This is a genomic window from Caballeronia jiangsuensis (genome assembly GCF_046030135.1).
GTDB classification, from domain to species: Bacteria; Pseudomonadota; Gammaproteobacteria; order Burkholderiales; family Burkholderiaceae; genus Caballeronia; species Caballeronia jiangsuensis.
Map to the genome: position 1 here is coordinate 40041 of NZ_JAQQDB010000002.1, position 19182 is coordinate 59222.

The 19182-nt window shown below is 64.8% G+C and carries 16 protein-coding genes; 10 read left to right on the top strand and 6 right to left on the bottom strand.

Going from position 1 to position 19182, the window contains the following annotated elements; all coding sequences use genetic code 11:
* Positions 1-25 precede the first annotated feature (25 nt).
* Positions 26-1201 carry an L-rhamnonate dehydratase gene (locus PQR08_RS02115; protein ID WP_035501207.1) on the bottom strand — a complete coding sequence of 392 codons (1176 nt, stop codon included), beginning with the start codon at positions 1199-1201 and terminating at the stop codon, positions 26-28.
* Positions 1202-1344: 143 nt separating this feature from the next.
* Here PQR08_RS02115 and PQR08_RS02120 point away from each other — a divergent pair, with 143 nt between their 5' ends.
* Positions 1345-2268 carry a LysR family transcriptional regulator gene (locus PQR08_RS02120; protein WP_250485608.1) on the top strand — a complete coding sequence of 308 codons (924 nt, stop codon included), beginning with the start codon at positions 1345-1347 and terminating at the stop codon, positions 2266-2268.
* Positions 2269-2937: 669 nt separating this feature from the next.
* Here PQR08_RS02120 and PQR08_RS02125 read toward each other — a convergent pair.
* From PQR08_RS02125 to PQR08_RS02140, 4 genes are all read right to left on the bottom strand, one after another.
* Positions 2938-4335 (bottom strand): MFS transporter, encoded by a 1398-nt coding sequence (locus PQR08_RS02125; RefSeq protein WP_284509094.1) that lies wholly within the window; start codon positions 4333-4335, stop codon positions 2938-2940.
* Positions 4336-4455: 120 nt separating this feature from the next.
* On the bottom strand, positions 4456-6012 hold the full coding sequence (locus PQR08_RS02130) for a methyl-accepting chemotaxis protein (RefSeq protein WP_284509089.1): 1557 nt from the start codon (positions 6010-6012) through the stop codon (positions 4456-4458).
* A 205-nt stretch (positions 6013-6217) separates the two neighbouring features.
* Positions 6218-6622 carry a hypothetical protein gene (locus PQR08_RS02135; protein ID WP_035501214.1) on the bottom strand — a complete coding sequence of 135 codons (405 nt, stop codon included), beginning with the start codon at positions 6620-6622 and terminating at the stop codon, positions 6218-6220.
* 20 nt (positions 6623-6642) lie between these two features.
* Entirely contained in the window at positions 6643-7407 is a 765-nt protein-coding gene (locus PQR08_RS02140) for a COG4705 family protein (protein WP_035501367.1), read from the bottom strand.
* Between the two features lie 168 nt (positions 7408-7575).
* Between PQR08_RS02140 and PQR08_RS02145 the strand changes: the two genes are divergently transcribed.
* The 7 genes from PQR08_RS02145 to PQR08_RS02175 all read left to right on the top strand — a co-directional run bounded on the left by PQR08_RS02145 (position 7576) and on the right by PQR08_RS02175 (position 15254).
* Positions 7576-8577: an FUSC family protein gene (locus PQR08_RS02145; protein WP_250485604.1), complete on the top strand. Its 1002-nt coding sequence runs from the start codon at positions 7576-7578 to the stop codon at positions 8575-8577.
* Between the two features lie 39 nt (positions 8578-8616).
* Positions 8617-8961 carry a hypothetical protein gene (locus PQR08_RS02150; protein ID WP_250485603.1) on the top strand — a complete coding sequence of 115 codons (345 nt, stop codon included), beginning with the start codon at positions 8617-8619 and terminating at the stop codon, positions 8959-8961.
* On the top strand, positions 8949-10169 hold the full coding sequence (locus tag PQR08_RS02155; protein WP_250485602.1) for a helix-turn-helix domain-containing protein: 1221 nt from the start codon (positions 8949-8951) through the stop codon (positions 10167-10169). The genes PQR08_RS02150 and PQR08_RS02155 overlap by 13 nt, the downstream gene beginning before the upstream one ends.
* 36 nt (positions 10170-10205) lie before the next feature.
* Positions 10206-10844: a Vgb family protein gene (locus PQR08_RS02160; RefSeq protein ID WP_187603934.1), complete on the top strand. Its 639-nt coding sequence runs from the start codon at positions 10206-10208 to the stop codon at positions 10842-10844.
* 125 nt (positions 10845-10969) lie between these two features.
* Positions 10970-13249, top strand: a complete 2280-nt coding sequence (locus PQR08_RS02165; protein WP_250485601.1) for an EAL domain-containing protein — start codon at positions 10970-10972, stop codon at positions 13247-13249.
* 49 nt (positions 13250-13298) lie between these two features.
* On the top strand, positions 13299-13949 hold the full coding sequence (locus PQR08_RS02170) for a hypothetical protein (protein ID WP_238288659.1): 651 nt from the start codon (positions 13299-13301) through the stop codon (positions 13947-13949).
* Positions 13950-14036: 87 nt separating this feature from the next.
* Positions 14037-15254: an MFS transporter gene (locus PQR08_RS02175; protein ID WP_250485600.1), complete on the top strand. Its 1218-nt coding sequence runs from the start codon at positions 14037-14039 to the stop codon at positions 15252-15254.
* Here the strand turns inward: PQR08_RS02175 and PQR08_RS02180 are convergent.
* A complete protein-coding gene (locus PQR08_RS02180) occupies positions 15196-16179 on the bottom strand; it encodes a LysR family transcriptional regulator (protein ID WP_250485599.1) in 984 nt (327 codons plus the stop codon). The two genes, PQR08_RS02175 and PQR08_RS02180, sit on opposite strands and share 59 nt — an antisense overlap.
* Positions 16180-16301: 122 nt before the next feature.
* Between PQR08_RS02180 and PQR08_RS02185 the strand changes: the two genes are divergently transcribed.
* Together PQR08_RS02185 and PQR08_RS02190 are read left to right on the top strand one after the other, a co-directional pair.
* Positions 16302-17615, top strand: a complete 1314-nt coding sequence (locus PQR08_RS02185) for an MFS transporter (protein ID WP_250485598.1) — start codon at positions 16302-16304, stop codon at positions 17613-17615.
* 31 nt (positions 17616-17646) lie between these two features.
* Complete coding sequence (locus tag PQR08_RS02190) at positions 17647-19155, top strand: M81 family metallopeptidase (RefSeq protein ID WP_250485597.1); 1509 nt, start codon at positions 17647-17649, stop codon at positions 19153-19155.
* Positions 19156-19182 lie beyond the last annotated feature (27 nt).

Sequence of the window (19182 nt, forward strand, 5' to 3'; positions counted from 1 at the left end):
GCTGCATTGGCCCTGCATCATTGCGTCATTCGATGATGTTGAAGTCGCTCAGATGCTTGTCGGACAGCGTGATGCCGAGGCCCGGCGTTTCATCGGAGAGTTGCAGATAGCCGTTCTCCGGCTGCGGCTCGCCGTCGAAGATGTAGTAGAAGAGTTCGTTGCCCACTTCGACGTCGAACACGGGGAAGAACTCGGACATCGGGCTCGCGGTGCTCGCCATCGTCAGGTGATAGTTGTGCATCTGGCCCGCGTGCGGAATCACGGGAACGGACCACGCTTCGGCCATTGCGTTGATCTTGCGCGCGGCGGTGATGCCGCCCACGCGGTTCGTGTCGTATTGAATGACATCGACGGCGCGACGTTCCAGCAGATCCTTGAAGCCATAGCTCGTGAACTCGTGCTCGCCGCCGGATATCGGCACGATGTTCATCTTTTTAAGCTCCTGATAACCTTCGACGTCGTCGCCGATCACGGGCTCTTCGAGCCAGCGCGGATTGAACTCGGCAAGACGCGGCAGCATGCGGCGCGCGTATTCCAGCGTCCAGCCCATATAGCATTCGAGCATGATGTCGACATCGTCGCCCGCGAGTTCGCGCAACAGGCGCACCTGTTCCAGATTCTTGGCCATACCTTTCGGGCCGTCTTTCGGGCCATAGCCGAAGCGCATCTTCATCGCGGTGAAGCCCTGATCGAGATAGCCTTGCGCTTCCGCGAGGAATGCGTCGCGGTCGTCGTTGTTATAGAGCTTCGACGCATAGCACCAGATCTTCTCTTTCGTGCGGCCGCCGAGCAGCTTGAAGACGGGCTTTTTCACGGCCTTGCCCATGATGTCCCACAGCGCGATATCCACGGCGGAGATCGCCGCCATGCCGATGCCCTTGCGGCCCCATGCGAGCGTGCGCCGATACATCTTCTGCCAGATGTATTCGTGATCGAACGGATCTTCGCCGATAGCGATGGGCGCGAGATATTCATCGACGATCTGCTTCGCGACGCGCGGCGCGAGCGCGCAATTGCCGATGCCGACGGTGCCGTCGTCGCATTCGATCTCCACCACGAGCCAGCCGTGAAAGCGGAACGAGCCCATTGCGTCGCCGCGTTCGTAGAGAACATCGACGGCGTTCGTGCAGAAGTGCGATTGCGGCGGCACGACCTTGCCTTTCCATTCGAAAACGCGTGCGCGGACATGCTTGATCTTCATCTTCGGTGTCTCCGGTCTATTCGGGTGGGGCCGCTGAAACGAGGGTTTGCGCGGCTGTATCGGGTAGCGCTAGTGTGCGAAACTCCGCGATAACTGACCATTGAATTATTTGCATCAGGCTATTTCCTGGAGTTATCGCTCGCATGATCGCGCCCGCCACGACCATACGCAAACGCCTGCGCCTGCGTCATCTGCAATTGATGATGGCGCTCTCGGAGACCGAATCGCTCAGAAGCGCCGCCGACGAACTCGCGATGACGCAGCCCGCCGCGACCAAGGCGCTGAAGGAACTGGAGGACACGATCGGCGCGACGCTGTTCGTGCGTCATGCGCGAGGCATGGAGCCGACGATCTACGGCGAAGCGGTGATGCGATACGCGCGCGTCGTCTTCGAGGACCTCGACGAATTGCGCGAGGAACTGGCTGCGATCGAGGCGGGCGATATCGGCAAGGTGCGCATCGGCGCGGTGATGGCGCCGGCTCCTGATTTGCTGACGAAGGTGATCGTGCAGCTTAAGGAAGCGCATCCGCGCTTGCAGATCAGCGTGCAGATCGATACCAGCGATGTGCTCGTGCAGGCGTTGCAGCAGGATCAGCTTGATGTTGTGGTGGGGCGTATTCCTTACGGTTTCTCCGCGCTCGATTTGACGTTCGAGACCTTGTCGGAGGAGGCGCTGACGATCGTCGCGCGGCCGGAGCATCCGGCTGTCGGGATGGCGGCGAAGCCGAAGCTCGCCGATCTGGCGAAGTATCCGTGGATCGTGCAGCCGCATCCGAGTCCGATGCGGCAGATCATCGATCAGACGTTTCGCGAATCGCGGGTTGCGCCGCCGGTTAGCACCGTCGAGACTTCTTCGATTCTTACTACCCTTTCGTTGTTGCGGGACTCGGACATGCTGGCGGTGCTGCCGAGTTCAGTCGCGGACTATTATTCCGCTTTGGATACGATTGCTTCATTGCCCACGGGGTTGAGGGGGCGGCTCGCGCCATATGGGTTGATTCTCAGGAAGAACAGGCGGATTAGTCCGGCGACGCAGTTGGTGATTGAGGCGATTCGGAGGGCTTGAAGGGTGGTTTTGCTTTTTGTTTTTGTGGATTCCTGATTTCGTGTCGGTCTATTGGCACTGCCCCTCCCCGGGGTGGGGGTCACTTTCTTTGCTGCTGCAAAGAAAGTAACCAAAGAAACAGCTATCCCCAGCCTAAGCACTTCACGCCGGCCGCGGCACAGGCGATTGGCCTAATGGCCCGGCAGTAGCGAGTGCCCCCACAAGCAGACAAGGGCTTGGACCGCGCACGGTCTGTCACCTCGCGCCGCATGACAAACTGGCTCAGCACCAAATAGCTCCGGCCCGCTACGCGGCCGACGGGTTAATCGGGTGTGCGTACGCTTCTGCTTCGATGGTTTCCCTTGCAGACCCAACGGCAGCGCGTAGCGCTGTGCCGAAGCTATTTCGTGCTGAACCAGCTCGCTAAAACATTTGGTGCGTCAGACCGTGCGCGAGCCAAGCCCGATTGTTCCTTCGAGGGCGACACTTAGGCGAGGGCCACCGCGGGCTGGCAAGCATGGCCAACGTGCGTGTGACCGCGGGCGGTGAGAAGCTGTTTCTTTGGTTACTTTCTTTGCAGCAGCAAAGAAAGTGACCCCCGCCCCGGGGAGGGGCAGTGCTAATAAACCGACACGAACCCGGGATCCGGCACCCAACGCGAAGAAACCCGCCCCCGCCCCAAATCAACCCCTACCTCCCAAACTTCAACTCCTCCCGCGCAGCATCATCATCCGAAGCAGAACCCGCCCCCCGATCCAACGCGATATCCGGCCGCATAAAAAACGTCATCACGATCCCAACAGCGAGCAACCCAAGCGACCCTGCAAAAGGCAACGTCCAACTCCCGGTCCGATCGACGACAAACCCGAACACGATCGGCGAAAAAATCCCAGCGATAGCAGATCCCGCATTCACGAGCCCACTCGCGATCCCGACGTGCTTCGGCGTAATGTCCATCGGCACGGCCCAGATCGGCCCGATCGTCATCTCCAGAAAGAAGAACGACAAACTCAACGACGCCGCCATGACCGGCAGCGACTTAACGACCATCACCGGCGCGAGAAACACGAGCGCACCGAGGAACGCGACGATGATCATATTGCGACGCGCCGAAACCACGCTGCCCGTGCGCTTCAGAATGCGATCCGAAATCACCCCGCCCGCCGTATTGCCGACGACGCCCGACAGAAACACACCCGCCGAAAAGAGCGCCGAACTCTTCAGATCGAGCCCGCGTCCATGCATGAAGAACGTCGGCAGCCACGTGAAGAACAGCCAGCCCGTCCAGCCATAACAGAAGTAGACGATCATCGTCGGTGATATCCGTTTGAGCAGGCGGCCCCAGGGCGTCGGCTCGCGCGTCTTGTCGACGGCGACCTTGTCTTCAGGCGGCAACTCGGCCTCTTCCTCGGCCGTCATATGCCGATGCTTGCGCGGGTTATCCGCGAAGTACCACGCATACACGCCGACCCACACGGCCGTCAGCGCGCCGACGAGCACGAACGACGCACGCCACGAAGCGAACGCGACGAGCAACGCGATCAAAGGCGGCGTGAGCGCATTGCCGAGTCGCGAGAACGAATGCGTGAGGCCCTGCACGAAACCGCGCTTGCTCGCCGGATACCAGTTGACGAGCGCGCGCGCCTGCGCAGGCAGCGCCGCGCCTTCGCCGACGCCGAGCAACATGCGCGCACAGAACAGCGACACGACACCGCCCGCGAATCCCGTTGCGATCGTCGCGACGATCCAGATCGATGCGCACAGCACGAGCGTCGTCTTCGCGCCGAAGCGGTCGCTGAACCATCCGCCGATGACCTGGCAGATCGCATACGTGTAAGCGAAAGCACCGAACACGAGACCGATGTCGGTATTGGTGAGATGAAGGTCGTCGCGTATCAGGCCTGCCGCAGCGGACAGGTTGACGCGATCGAGATACATGATGAACGACATCGCGCACATCAGCGCGAGAACGGAACGTGTGACTCTGGGGCGATGCAGCATCTCTTGTGTCTCCTCCGAGGCTTGTTGCGCTCTTGTTCGAGGACGGACCGCATGTCGATCCGACGCATCGCAGTCTCGCGAAAACAGCGATAGCCGTCTATTGAATTCGCCTCATGAGGTGATTACCGGCGGTTATGGCTCGCGCAAAAGCACGCGGCTCGCGTCCCGAAGGATCGCGAGCCGCGCATCGTCAACCGCGAAGCTGCTTCAGGCCGCCGCGCGCATGCCTTCATCGTGAAGACGGAAGGTCTCCACCGCCGTGCGCAACGCGCCCGCCTGATCTTCCAGCGACTGCGCCGCCGCCGCCGCTTCCTCGACGAGCGCCGCGTTCTGCTGCGTCACTTCGTCCATCTGCGTGACGGCGCGCGCCACTTGCTCGATGCCGCTGCTTTGCTCTTCCGAAGCCGCCGCGATCTCGCCCATGATGTCCGTCACGCGCTGCACCGCCGTGCTGATCTCGGTCATCGTGCGGCCCGCTTCGTCGACGAGCGCAGTGCCCGATTGCACGCGTTCGACCGAGTTATCGATCAGTTCCTTGATCTCCTTCGCCGCCGCCGACGAACGTTGCGCGAGCGAGCGCACTTCGCCCGCCACGACCGCGAAGCCGCGTCCTTCCTCGCCGGCACGCGCCGCTTCGACCGCCGCGTTCAACGCGAGAATGTTGGTCTGGAACGCAATGCCTTCGATGATCGTGATGATGTCCGCGATCTTCGAGGAGCTCTGGTTGATCTCGCCCATCGTCGTCACGACCTGCGACACGACATGGCTGCCCTTGCCCGCGATCTCCGATGCGTTCGCCGCGAGCACGCTCGCCTGACGGGCATTGTCGGCGTTCTGCTTGACCGTGCCCGTCAGCTCATCCATGCTCGACGCCGTTTCCTGAAGCGCCGACGCCTGCTGCTCAGTGCGCGAGGACAGATCCACGTTGCCCGCCGCGATCTGCTTGGTCGCGGATGCAATCGATTCGCTGCCGCCGCGCACCGTGCGAACCGTATCGATGAGGCTCGACTGCATCGTCGCAAGTCCGCGCAACAACTGGCCCATTTCGTCGTTCGATGTCACCGTCACGTTGCGGCGCAGATCGCCGGTCGCGATCGCATCGAATTGCGCGAGTGCGGCATCGAGCGGACGCGAAATACGGCGGCGCAGCGAGATCCACGTATAGAAGGCCGCGGCGACGCCCAGCAGAATCGCAACGATGCAGCCGAGGCGAAACGTGCCGAAGACTTCCTGGCCGTGATCATACGAAGCCTTCGCCTGTTCGAATTGCAGCTTGCGCAGCAGCACGCCCGTCTTCGCGAATTCGGTGAAGGCGGCCTGCATCGCGCTCGCGTCGTCGACGATCTTCGCCTGATCTTTCGCGCGGACATCGGCATAGCCCGCGTCGATCAGCTTTTGCAGCGCGAGACGCTGCTCGTTGAACTTGTCGGCGAGCGCCTTTTCTTCGGGGCCTTGCGGCAGGCCGGAATACTTCGTCCATGAGTCGTCGGAGGTTTTGCGCATCAGCGAGCCGCGTCCGATCGCATCTTCCGCAGCGGGCGTGCCGACATTCAGCGCCGCGCGATCGAACGAGAGGCGCTCGCGCGCCATGAACATTTCCGCCTCGCCGACCGACACCGCGCTCGGCATTTCATTCGTGAAGAGGTCATACGTGACCGCGTTGGACCGGCTCATGCCGATCACTCCGACCATGCCGATCGCGATCAGCAGCGCGCTCAGAAGCGTCATGGCCAAGGCCAGTCGGCCTTTGATTGTCGAAAACATAGCTCTCTCAAGGTGGCTGCATCGCGAAGGCGCAAGCGCGCGGGCGGCGATGCTTCGCCTGCTGCGCGGCCGCTGGAATCCATCGGCTGGCCTGTATAACGACAGCAGGACAAGGTCCTTTAGTGAGCATTTAGTGAGCAAGTAAAACGTTTTTCAAAACGCTTACGCAGAAAAAGCCCTGTTTACAGGGCCTTTTCGCTGTGGGTCAGGGTTTGCCGCCGATCCGGTCGAATGTCGTCAGCAAATCGGCGAGTGATTGTTTACAGGCTGCTTGCTGCGGCGTCTTCGCGCGCAGCGCTTCCAGCGCACGATCGATCGCCTTGTCTACGACATGCCAGTCGCTCGCGGCACGCGGCTTGAGCGACGGCTCCGCTTCGTCCCACGAGACTTCGAGGTCCTTGATGCGCGCCTTCGCGCCGGCGAGATCGCCCTTGTCGACGAGCGTCGCGGTATCGGCGGCGATCGTGCGAAACGGCGTCAGGTCCCCGAGCTTCGATGCAGCATGCGCCGTGCCGATCGCTTCGAATCCGGCCGACGTGATCGAGCCTGTGAAGGCGCTGATGGCGACGGCCGCGCAAAGCGCCGCGCCCGCGATATGACGGGATTTCATGGTCTTCTCCTTGGATGAGGTCAGGCAGGATGCGAACCGCCGCGCCGGCGCCGTGCCTGGCTCGTGTGATCGAGATAAGTCACATAGGCGACGAGCGCGACGATGATCGCGAGAAAGAGGGCGCTGGTGTAGATCGTGCCGAATCCCATGCCGCCGTAAGTACGCGGCTGCGACATGAGATCGCCGAGCGATGCGCCGAGCGGGCGCGTCAGGATGTACGCGATCCAGAACGCGGCGACGCGATTCATGCCCAGAAACGCCGCCGCGCCCGTGATCGCAATGAGCGCGGCGAAGATCAGCACGCCGAGCGGGAAGCCGAGACCGAGCGCTTCGGTGGCGAGATCGCCGGCGGCGGTGCCCAGCGCGAAGGTGCAGAGAATCGCGCACCAGTAGAAGAGTTCGCGCCGCCGCGTGTCGATCGAACGTATGGAGAGCGAATGCTCCGTGCGATGCCAGATCGCGAAGATGAAGGCGAGCAGCACGGCGAAGCACGCGGTGCTCGCATAGAGACTCACGCCCGCGCTGTCGGTCAGCGCATCGGTGATCTGCGTTCCCGCAATGCTGATCAGCACCACCGTGAGCCAGTAGAGCCACGGCACCATGCGGCGCGTGCGCATCTGCATGAATAGGACCGTGGCGAGCAGCGCGGCCGTGATCGCATCGGTCACGATGACGCCGAGTCCCGCGTTCACCGCGAGATAGTCGGCACCCGTTTCGCCGACCGTCGTCGACATGATCTTGATGATCCAGAATGCGAGCGTGACTTCGGGTACCTTGTTGAGCATCGCGGGCATGTGTCGCCTCCTCGTATCGGTGCGAGCGCGCGAACACCGCGCGTCGTCATCGCGAACTGTGTGCGCCGATACTTAGTGCGCGCTTAGGTAACCGCGAAGCAACCGCCGCCCGAAAACCGTCCTAAACTTCATGCGGGCTCACGAGGGGAATCGCCGAGCATGTCTGCCGACGCACCGCATCTTCGTCTCGCCGATGAAATCAAGGTCTGGCCGCTCCTGCGCGCGACCATCGCGCTGTTGCCGTTCGTCGTGCTCGCGCTCGCAACGGGCAACGACTTGTGGATGAAGGCCTCGCTGCTCGCGATCGGCACCGTGATCGGGGAGGACAGGCTCGCGCTGAGGCCGCTCGGTGTCCTCGCGCATGGGCTCGCGATCATCGCCGGGACGTATCTTCTGCTGCTTGCCGAACGGGTTCCGGTGTTCTTCGTCGTCGCGTGCATGTTGCTCGCGGCCGGCGTGATCCTGCTCGTGTCGCGAGGCAAGGAATTGCGCGCGCTCGGCAACTGGACCTTCGTTCCCGTGCTCATTCTCGCGAACGAACTTCAGGGCGGCCGCAGCATCGATGCGCTGTTGCGCGAAGTGCCCGCCTCATTGCCTTATCTGCTCGTCGCGCTCGTTCCGGCGCTCGTGTCGGCGCATATCCGCTCGCGCGGCAAGCCCGCCGCGCGCTGGTCGAATCTCGATGATTTCGGCGAGCGCGCGCCCTTCGGCGAAGATCTCGCGGCGATGCTCGCGAGCGTGGGCATTGCGGCGGTGATGGTGGTGCTCTGGCACATGGACCGTGCGCAATGGGTGATCTGGGGCGCGGCCAGCATCGTGACGGGTTCGGTCGATACGGCGCGCACGAAGCTCGCGAACCGCGCGTTCGGCGTGATTGTGGGCGTGCCAATCGGCATCGTGCTCGGGCGGTTCGTCGTACCGCATTCGGACATCGCCGTCACGCTCGCGACGCTCGCGGCCTTCCTCACGCTCGTCGCGTTTCAGCGCTACGTCGTCGGATATTTCTTCCGATGCGTGTTCGTGGCGCTCGCGATCATGCTGGCGAACCAGTCCGCCGCCGACGCGTTCGAGCGGCTCACGCACGTGCTCGCAGGCGGCGTGATCGGCATTGTGTGCGTGTTCGGCGCACATGCCGTGGCGCGGCGCTTGTCGCGTCGATAGTCGCTTATTGCGAACGACGGCAGCATCGTCGCGATCCAAATGCCGACGAACCCCGCCGCCGCGCGCAGCCACGTGCGCCCGCACATCGGCGTGAACGCAGGCAAGAGCATCGAGCCGCCGGGCATCGGCAACTCGCTCATCGATGATATCGGCGCGTGCGTCGAGCAGGTCACGATCACGCCCGCCAGCAAGACCAGCGCGGCCACGACCACAATCCGGCGGCGCGAAACGCACATGCTCTCTCGTTCGATCATCGCGGTCAGCACGTTCATGATGTCATCCCCTTGCGTTCGTCCGGTGCGCGTCGAGTACGGTGTTAGATTAGTCGCGGGCATGCACGGCAAAGGAGTGACAAGTGTGTCGGGATTCGCATGGATTCACTGATCACGGCGGCGGCGCGCGCGCTCGCGGCGGGTGATCCGCTCGGCGCGCTGAACCGGATCGCGCTGCGCGAGGACGCGAGTGCGCTCGCGTTGCGCGGCATCGCGATGGCGCAGCTCGGCGACTTCGTGCGTGCGCGCGCGCTCGTGAAAAGCGCGGCGCGTGCGTTCGGTACGAAAGAGGCGCTGGCGCGTTCGCGCTGCATCGTCGCGGAAGCGGAAATCGCGCTCGCATCGCGTGATCTCACGTGGCCCGCGAAGGCGCTCGATCACGCCCGCGCGATTCTCGAAGCGCATGGCGACCACGTGAACGCAGCACATGCGCGCTATCTGGAAGTGCGCCGCGCGCTGCTCATCGGACGGACCGACGATGCGGAGCGCGTGCTCGCCGGGTTGAATCCCGCATCGCTTCCGGCCGCGTCGCGGGCCGCGCATGAGCTCATCGCGGCAGGCATCGCGATGCGGCGTCTGCACACGCAAGCGGCGCACGCCGCGCTCGAACGTGCGACACAAGCCACGCGGCAAGCGGGCATTCCGGCGCTCGCCGCCGAAGTCGAGAGCGCCTGGCGCATCCTCAGCACGCCCGTCGCGCGTCTCATCGCACACGGCAACGAGCGGCTGCTCCGGCTCGAAGAGGTCGAGGCGCTGTTTGCATCGAATACCTTCGTCGTCGATGCGTGCCGTCTGTGCGTGCGCGAGAACGGCACGTCGATATCGCTCGCGACGCGTCCCGTGCTTTTCACGCTCGCGCGGATGCTCGCGCAGGCATGGCCCCACGACGCGCCGCGCGATGCGCTGATCCTGCGGGCGTTTCGCATCAGGGAAGCGGACGAGACGCATCGCGCGCGGCTGCGCGTCGAGATGGGCAGGCTGCGCACGATGCTGCGCGCGCACGCGGGCATCGATGCCACTTCGCGCGGCTTCGTGCTGAAGCCGCGTCATGCGCGCGAGGTGGCCGTGCTCGCGCTGCCGGTCGAGGACGAGTACGCGCCGCTGCTCGCGTTTCTCGCCGATGGCGAATCGTGGTCGAGCTCGGCGCTCGCGATCGCGCTCGGCGCGAGCCAGCGCACGGTGCAGCGCTCGCTCGATGCGCTCGCCGCGAGCGGCAAGGTGCAATCGTTCGGACGCGGTCGCGCGCGCCGCTGGACCACGCCGCCGATGCCCGGATTCACGACGACCTTGTTACTCCCCGTCGGGCTCGCGAGTGATTAGCATGAACGCACGATCAATCATCAGGAGGACGGTGAAATGAAGCGCGCAAAGGCTGAAATCATCCGTGAATACGGGCCTTTTCCGGATGTCGAAGGGGTGCACGGCGTCACCTGGGACGGCGAGCGCGTGTGGTTCGCAGCGGGCGACACGCTCAATGCCTTCGATCCGGACAGCGGCAGGAAAGAGCGCTCGCTGAACATCGCGGCGCATGCGGGCACTGCCTTCGATGGCGAGCATCTGTTTCAGATCGCCGAGGACCGCATCCAGAAGATCGATCCGAAGACAGGGCGCGTACTCTCGACGATTCCCGCGCCGGGCGGCGGCGCGGACTCCGGCCTCGCGTGGGCCGAGGGCACGCTCTGGGTCGGGCAATACAACGAACGCAAGATCCATCAGATCGATCCGGACAACGGCGCGATCCTGCGCACCATCGAGTCGAATCGCTTCGTCACGGGCGTGACGTGGATCGACGGCGAACTCTGGCACGCCACCTGGGAAGGCGACGAGAGCGAGCTGCGCCATATCGATCCGCAATCGGGCGAGGTCATCGAGCGGCTGGAGATGCCCGAAGGAATGGGCGTGTCCGGGCTGGAATCGGACGGACATGAGCGCTTTTTCTGCGGCGGCGGGCGCACGGGCAAGGTGCGGGCCGTGCGCAAACCGAAGCGCGGCTGAACGCGGCTTTCGTCTGATGTTGCGACACGGCGCGGCGATCCTCGCCGCCGCGTTCCTTACTAAAGACTTCCTCCCTCACGCCGATAAACACCGATCAAAGCCATCATTAGAACAGGGCCAGAAAGGTGCAGAGAGGCGCCAACGATTTCCTCGGGACCATCGGCGAGAACGTCGCCAGGAACCTGCCGTACATCGAACATGCACGCCGTTTCGATGGGCTCGGTCTCGCTCCGCTCGGCGTGCTCATCGCGGCATGCGGCACCTTCTTCGTGCCGCTGCCGTGGAACGTGCTGCTCGCCGCGCTCGTCTTCGCCGCGACGATCGTCGTGCATCGCATGCAGGCGACGAATCGTCAGATCTTCGTCGCGCGGCAAGTCGCGCATGGGCTGCTTTCCATCGCCGAGGACTGCCTCAAGCTGCTCTCGCTCGAAGGCCGCATCATGTGCATTTCCGATGTCGGCAGGCGTCTCATCGAAGCGGACTGCGCCGAAGAGCTCGTCGGCATCGACTGGCTCGCGCTCTGGGACGGTCCCGATGCGCGGCAAGCGTTCGAGCGCGCGAAAGCGGGCGAATCGACGTCGTTTTCCGGCACCTGCCGCACGATGAACGGCAAGCTGAAATGGTGGACGTCGACGTTTGCGCCGGTCTACGGCGAGCATGGCAAGGTCACGGCCGTGCTGTGCAAATCGCGCGACATCACCGCGGAAGTGAATCTCATCGACGAACTGCGCGGCAACGCGCGCGTGCAGAAGGACATGGAAGATCACGTCGATGCCGTCTTCTGGACCGCGACGCGCGATTTCCGCGAACTGCTGCACGTGAGTTCCGCGTTCGAACGCATGTGGGAAATGCCGATGTCCGCGCTCGAAGCCGATCAGACCGCGTGGTCGCAGCGCGTGCATCCCGACGATTTGCCCGCGCTGCGCGAGGAAATGCGCACGGCCCTGAACACGGGCGCCGCGACGCAGAGCTATTTCCGTCTGTGTCTGCCGCACGACCGCACGCGCTGGGTTCGCGCGGATATCTATCCGGTGACCGAGGACGGCGTGGTGTCGCGCGTCGTGAGCGTGTGCGTCGATGCCACCGACGAGCGTCAACGTCTGCAGGAACTGCATCGGCTCGCGAACACCGACAGCCTCACCGGCCTCGCCAACCGCAACGCGATGATGGACGCGCTCCTGAAACGCTGCGAAGCGGGCGCGCCGTTCGCGTATCTCTTCATCGATATCGACCGCTTCAAGTCCATCAACGACACGGCGGGCCATATCGCCGGCGATGCCGTGTTGCGCACGATCGCGCGACGCATTCAGGAGACGCTGCCCGAAGGCGCCGTGGCCGCGCGTCCGGGCGGCGACGAGTTCACGGTGATCCTGCCGGGCGTCTTCGAACAGGAAAGCATCGCGCGTGCGTGCCGCAAGCTCTCGCTCGCCTGCCATCGTCCGATCAAGATCGAATGCAAGAGCCTGACGATGACCTGCTCGATCGGCGTCGCGCTGTATCCGGAGCACGGACGCACGCCCGAAGCGCTCTTCATCAGCGCCGACATGGCGATGTACGCCGCGAAGCGCGCGGGCCGCAACACGTTCCGCGTGTTCGGCGATCGCGAGAAGGACGATCTCGCGCGCGCGCATCTCGAAGCCGAACTGCACGGCGCGATCCGCGAGAATCAGTTCGTGCTGCATTATCAGCCGCAGTATCGCGTGGATTCGGGCGAGCTCGTCGGGGTCGAGGCGCTCTTGCGCTGGGATCATCCGCAGCTCGGGCTGCTCGCGCCCGGCGCGTTCGTGCCGGTGCTGGAAGAGAGCGCGCTCATCGTCGAAGCGGGGCACTGGGTCATCCGCGAGGCCGTGCAGGCCGCGTCGCAACTGGCGCTCGCGCTGCCGCAGGCGTGTTCGGTCGCGCTCAACGTGTCGCCGAAACAGTTCCGCGATCCGCGCCTCGTCTCCGTGCTCAGACACGCGATCCGGCGCGGCTGCATCGATTCGAACCGCATCACGCTGGAGATCACCGAATCCGCGCTGATCGACAATGTCGACGACGCGCAGGAAGTGCTCTCGAACGTGCGCGCGATGGGCGTGCGCATCGCCATCGACGATTTCGGCACGGGCTATTCGAGCCTCAGCTACTTCGCGCGCTTCCGGCCGGACGTGCTGAAGCTGGACAAATCCTTCGTCGACAACATCGCGACCGACGCGATGGTGCGCACGGTCGTCGAAGGCGTGATCGATCTCGCGCACAAGCTCGGCGTGACGGTGGTCGCGGAAGGCGTCGAGACGCAGGAGCAACTCGATACGCTGCGCGAAATGCACTGCGACAAGGTGCAGGGCTTCCTGCTCAGCCGTCCCGTGCCGCTCGCGAATCTGATGGCGCAGGCCGGCGCGGAAGAAGCCGCGGCGCTGCGCTGACACCGGCGTTATCATCGCGACACTCGCGCATGCGAGCCGGAGACCACCGATGAACACTTCATCCTTACGCGTTTCGCTGGCCGTGCTCGGCTTTTCGATCAGCACGCTCGCGCTCGCCGATGCCGCGCCGCCGTGTCCGGGCGCGAACGACGCGAACGCAGGCAAGCTGGTTCAGGTTCGCGACTTCACGCCGGTCAGCAAGGAAGGCGGCTCGTCGCGTTTTCTCGGCTCGCGGCTGCGTTCCGCGCGCAACACGATGAAGGTGGATCAGAACGCATCGGCGCTGGCCGAAGGCATCGTCAGCAAGCTCGCCGCGAAGGGCATCGGCGCGTGTCATATGACGGCGGATTCGCCGCCGCCGACTTCGGGCTGGCTCGTGACCGGCGAATTCGACGAAACGCTGACGTCGGGATTCGGCTCCGCATTGCCGTCGATGGGTTCGTCGGACAAGAAGCCCAACACGCATGTCACCGTGCAGCTCGCCAATCTCGCCGCGAGCCCCGACGCGCCGCTCACGCAGATCGACACGAGCAGCGAGCTGAAGGGGCAGAAATCGGCGGCGGCGCCCAAGCCCTACGGCGCGGCGGCGCGCTTCGTGATCAACACGGCCGAATCCATCTCCTCGCTCGACGATCTCGCGGCAAAGATCGCCGATCAGATCGCGACGGAGAAGGCGAAGCTCGACGCCACGCCGCAGTAACGCGAATCACAGCGCAAGAACTGGAGTGCCGGCGCGCGCCGCATCCGTGACGATGAGCTATCTCATCCCCGTCACGGAGCCACGTCGATGCGCTTCCCCGCTTCCTTCCAACGCCTCGCCTGGTCGAACCTGCTCGCGCAATCGGCGGAGCAGATCGGCCTTGCCGCCGCGCCGCTCGCCGCCGTGTTCGCGCTCGGCGCGTCGGCCGTCGATATCGGTCTGTTGCAGAGTGCGCAGACGCTGCCGTTTCTGCTGCTGTCGATTCCGCTCGGCGTGATCGCGGACCGCCGCTCGCGCCGCACGTTGATGGCCACCGCCGAATGCGCCCGCGCGCTCGCGATGGCCTGCGTGCTGCTGCTCGTGTTCTCGCACGCATTGACGCTGCCGCTGCTCGCGCTGCTGGGCTTTCTCGGCGCGACGGGCACGGTCGCCTACAACGTCGCCGCGCCCGCGCTCGTGCCGGCGCTGGTCGAGCGCGCCGCGCTGCCCGCCGCGAACGGGCGCATCGAGCTGGCGCGCAGCGTCGCGTATTCGGCGGGGCCGGCGCTGGGCGGGCTGATCGTCGGATGGATCGGCGCGGGCTGGGCGTATGGCTGCGCGGCGGGCTTGTCGGCGGCAGCAGCGATGCTGCTCGCGAGATTGCGCGAACCGCCGCGCCACAACGCCGCCGCGCGTCATTTCCTGATCGAATTGCGCGAAGGCGCGCGTTTCGTCGGCCACGATGCGCTGCTGCGCCCGATGCTCGCCACCGCCGTGTTCTTCAACATCGGCTTCTTCACCTTGCAGTCGGTCTATGTGCCGTATGCGGTGCAGCGGCTCGGCCTGAGCGCATCGGCGGTAGGCGTCACGCTCGGCGCGTACGGCGTCGGCATGGTGTGCGGCGCGCTCGCGGCGCCCGCCGTGGCGCGGCGCATCGCGTTCGGGCGCATGTTGCTCGTCGGGCCGTTTTGCGGGCTGGCCGCATCGCTCGTGATGGTCGGAACGCTCGCGGTGCCGTCGTTCTGGCTCGCGGCATCGAGCTTCTTCCTGCTGGGCGCGGGGCCGATTTTATGGACCGTCGGCTCGACGACGCTGCGCCAGGCCATCACGCCCGCGAACATGATGGGCCGCGTCTCGGCGCTCAACAGCACGGCGACTTACGGCGCGCGTCCGCTGGGCGCGCTGCTCGGCGCGGCGATCAGCGCGCGCTTCGGCATGGGGCCGTGCCTTGTCGCGGCGGCGGCGGGCTTCGTCGTGCAGGCGTGGATCATCGCGGTTTCGCCGGCGGCGCGTCTTTCCGACGTGCCCGAGGGCGCGCTCGTTTGACGCCCGCCGTGGGCGGATGAGCGAACATCGGCATCCGCCTGAGAATCCAGTCGAGCAATTCCTGCGGTCCCGCCGCGAGCGGCCGCCCTGTCTTCACGAGCAGTTTCGCCTGCGCGCTTTCGAAGAGCGGATGCGCGATCGGGATCGTCGTCAGCTCGCCGCTCGCCAGTTCCCGATACGCGGCGAACTCGCCGATCAGCGTCATGAAATTCTCCGCGGCGACGAAGCGCTTCAGCGCGCCGAGCGAGTTCGTCGTGAGCGTCGGGCGGATCGCGAGGTTGTCGGTCGTCTCCAGCATCTTCACGACATGGCCGATGCCGAAACTGGGCGGCATCAGCGCGAGCGGATAGTCGAGCAGATCGCGAATGCGCGCGACGCCGCCGCGCAGCGCGAGCGGATGATCGCGGCGCGCGAGCAGCACGACCGGCTGCGGCGAGCTCGCGCGACTCTCGATGCGCTCGTGCGGCGGCGGATTGTACGCAAGGCCGATATGCGCGCGGCTTTGCGCGACTTCCTCCAGCAGATCGTCGACGGCGAGCATCTGCATGTCGATTTCGAGGCGCGGATAGCGCGCGCAGAACGGCGCGAGCACGTCGTCAACGAGCGTATCGACATAACCCTCGCTCACCGCGAGCCGGATCTGGCCTTGCTGCAATCCCTTCAACGCATGCAACTGGTCTTCGAGCTTCTCCTGCTGCGAACGATAGCCGCGCCAGAATTCGAGCAGATGAAACGCCGCCTCGGTCGGCCGCACGCCGCGCGGCTCGCGCTCGAAGAGCCTCGTGTCGAGTTCGTCTTCGAGCAGCTTGATCTGCCGCGCGATCACCGACGGCGACGTATTCAGATGATCCGCCGCCCCGCGAATCGTGCCGTGCGACAGCACTTCATGAAAGTAGCGCAGGCGCTGCTGATTGATCTCGCGCATCGTCATCGGCTCCGTGTTGCTCACAGAGCAACGATACGTGAACTTAGTTGCTCTTGCCAGCACAGTTGCACGCGCTCAACATCGCCTTACCCGATAAGGGGGAGACAAACCAGGAGACGCGGATGTCGACGATACAGACCCTGCGAGGCGGCGATGCCGTTTCGGCGCTCTACAGCAGAATCAACTGGCGGCTCCTGCCGCTGCTCATCGCGTGCTACATGTTCGCGTATCTGGACCGCGTGAACGTGGGCTTCGCGAAACTTCAGATGCAAAGCGATCTCGGCTTCTCCGATGCGGCGTACGGCGTCGGCGCCGGGATCTTTTTCATCGGCTACGTGCTGTTCGAAATTCCGAGCAACCTGATGCTGCCGAAGATCGGCGCGCGCCGCACGTTCAGCCGCATTCTCGTGCTGTGGGGCATCACGTCGGCGTGCATGCTCTTCGTGCGCAACGTGCCCGCGTTCTACGCGATGCGCTTCCTGCTCGGCGTCTTCGAAGCGGGTTTCGCGCCGGGCATGATCTATTACCTCTCGTGCTGGTACGGACCGAAGCGCATGGCGCGGGCGATCGCGCTCGTGTTCGTCGCGGGGCCGCTTGGCGGCGTCGTCGGCGGGCCGCTCTCGGCGTGGCTGATCTCGTCGCTGGCGGGCGTCGGCGGACTGGCCGGCTGGCAGTGGATGTTTCTGGTCGAAGGCCTGCCGTGCATCGCGCTGGGTGCGCTCGTGTGGCGCGTGCTCGCCAATCGTCCCGCCGATGCGCGCTGGCTCACAGAGGACGAGCGGCGTCTCGTCGAGGCGGAAGTCGGCGGTCATGGCGGCGCGTCGCATCGTATCGATTCGTTCAGGGAAATCGCGAAGAATCCGCGCATCTATCTGCTGGCGATCGCGTACTTCTGCATCATCTTCCCGATCTACGCGATCAGCTTCTGGCTGCCGACGCTCATCAAGGAGCAAGGCGTGAGCGACACGATGCATCTCGGCTGGTACGCCGCGATTCCCTATGTCGCCGCCGCGATCGCGATGTACGCGGCAGCACGACGCTCCGACAAGGTCGGCGAGCGCCGCTATCACAGCGCGCTGCCCGCGCTCGCCGCCGCCGCGCTGCTGGTGATGACGCCGTATGCATCGGGCAATCTCGTCGCCACGCTCACGCTGCTCACGCTCGCCACGGCCTGCATGTGGATGGCCTATACGGTCTTCTGGGCGATTCCGTCCGAAACGATTTCCGGCCCGGCCGCGGCGGGCGGCATCGCGCTCATCAACACGATCGGCCTGTCGGGCGGCTTCTGGGGCCCGGCGGTGATCGGCTGGGTGAAGTCGGCGACCGGCAGCACGAACGGCGGCCTCGTCGTGATGGCGTGCATGGCGGCGCTCTCATGCGTGCTGATTCTCTCGAACAGGCGCACGGTCGCAGCGGCCGAGGCGCGCACTGCCTGAACATCAACCGACACTCTCAAGGACAACGATCATGAAGATTTTGATCGCAGGATTCCAGCACGAAACGAACACCTTTGCGCCAACGAAGGCGAGCTATCAGAGCTTCATCCAGGGCGAAGGATTTCCGCCGATGGCCCACGGCGACGATGTGCTGAAGCTGCGCGACGTGAACGTGCCGATCGGCGGTTTCATTCAGTGGGCCGAGGCGAATGGGCACGAACTGATTCCGGTGATCTGGGCGGGCGCGAGCGCATCGGCGCATGTGACGGAAGATGCGTACGAGCGCATCGCGGGCGCGATCGTCGATCGAATTCGCGCGGGCGGCTTCGACGCGATCTATCTCGATCTGCACGGCGCGATGGTCACCGAGCATCTCGACGACGGCGAAGGCGAATTGCTGGCGCGCGTGCGCGGCATCGTCGGCGATGACATGCCGCTCGTCGTGTCGCTCGATCTGCATGCGAACGTCACCGCGCGCATGGTCGAACTCGCGGATGCGCTCGTCGCGTATCGCACGTATCCGCACGTCGATATGGCGGAAACCGGCCTGCGCGCGGCGCATCTTCTGGCGAAGCGTATCGAACATGCCGGGCCGTTCAAGCGCGCGATGCGCCGCGTCCCGTTCCTGATTCCGGTGAACGGCATGTGCACGCTCGTCGAGCCGGCGCGCGGCATGTACGGCACGCTCGAATCGCTCGAAAAGGATGATGTCGTGTCGCTGTCGTTCGCGCCGGGTTTCCCCGCGTCGGACTTCGACGAGTGCGGCCCGGTGTTCTGGGGCTACGCGCACGATCAGCAAGCCGCCGACGCAGCCGTCGATACGCTCTACACGACGCTCGTGAACGACGAGGCGCGCTGGGACGTGCCGTTTCTTTCGCCCGACGAAGCCGCGCGCGAAGCGATCGATGCGAGCCGCGACGCGACGAAGCCCGTGATCATCGCGGATACGCAGGACAACCCCGGCGTCGGCGGCGACTCGAACACGATGGGCATGGTCCGCGCGCTGCTGCGCAACGACGCGCGCGACGCGGCGGTGGGCGTGATCTGGGACGAGCAGGCGGCGCGGGCTGCGCATCGCGCGGGCGTCGGCGCGCGTATCGCGCTCGCGCTCGGCGGCGGCTCGAACGTGCCGGGCGACGCGCCGCTTGAAGGCGAGTTCGAAGTCGAGTATCTGTCGGATGGGCGCTTTCGCTTCGATGGCCCGATGCTCAACGGCATGTCGGGCGAACTCGGGCCGACCGCTTGCCTGCGCATCGGCGGCGTGCGCATCGCGGTGAGCAGCATCAAGATGCAGGTGTTCGACCGCAATCTCTTTCGCGTCGCGGGCATCGAGCCGGAACGCATGAAGATTCTGGTGAACAAGAGCTCGGTGCATTTTCGCGCCGATTTCGAACCGATCGCGGCGCGCATACTCGTCGCGAAGTCGCCCGGTCCGATGGCCGCCGATCCCGCCGATCTGCCGTGGCGCAATCTCGATGCGCGCATGCGCGTGCGCCCGCTCGGACCGACGCTTGCCGCGTTGCGCGCATCGGCCGCATGATCGATCGCGCTAATTTCCGCTCATTGA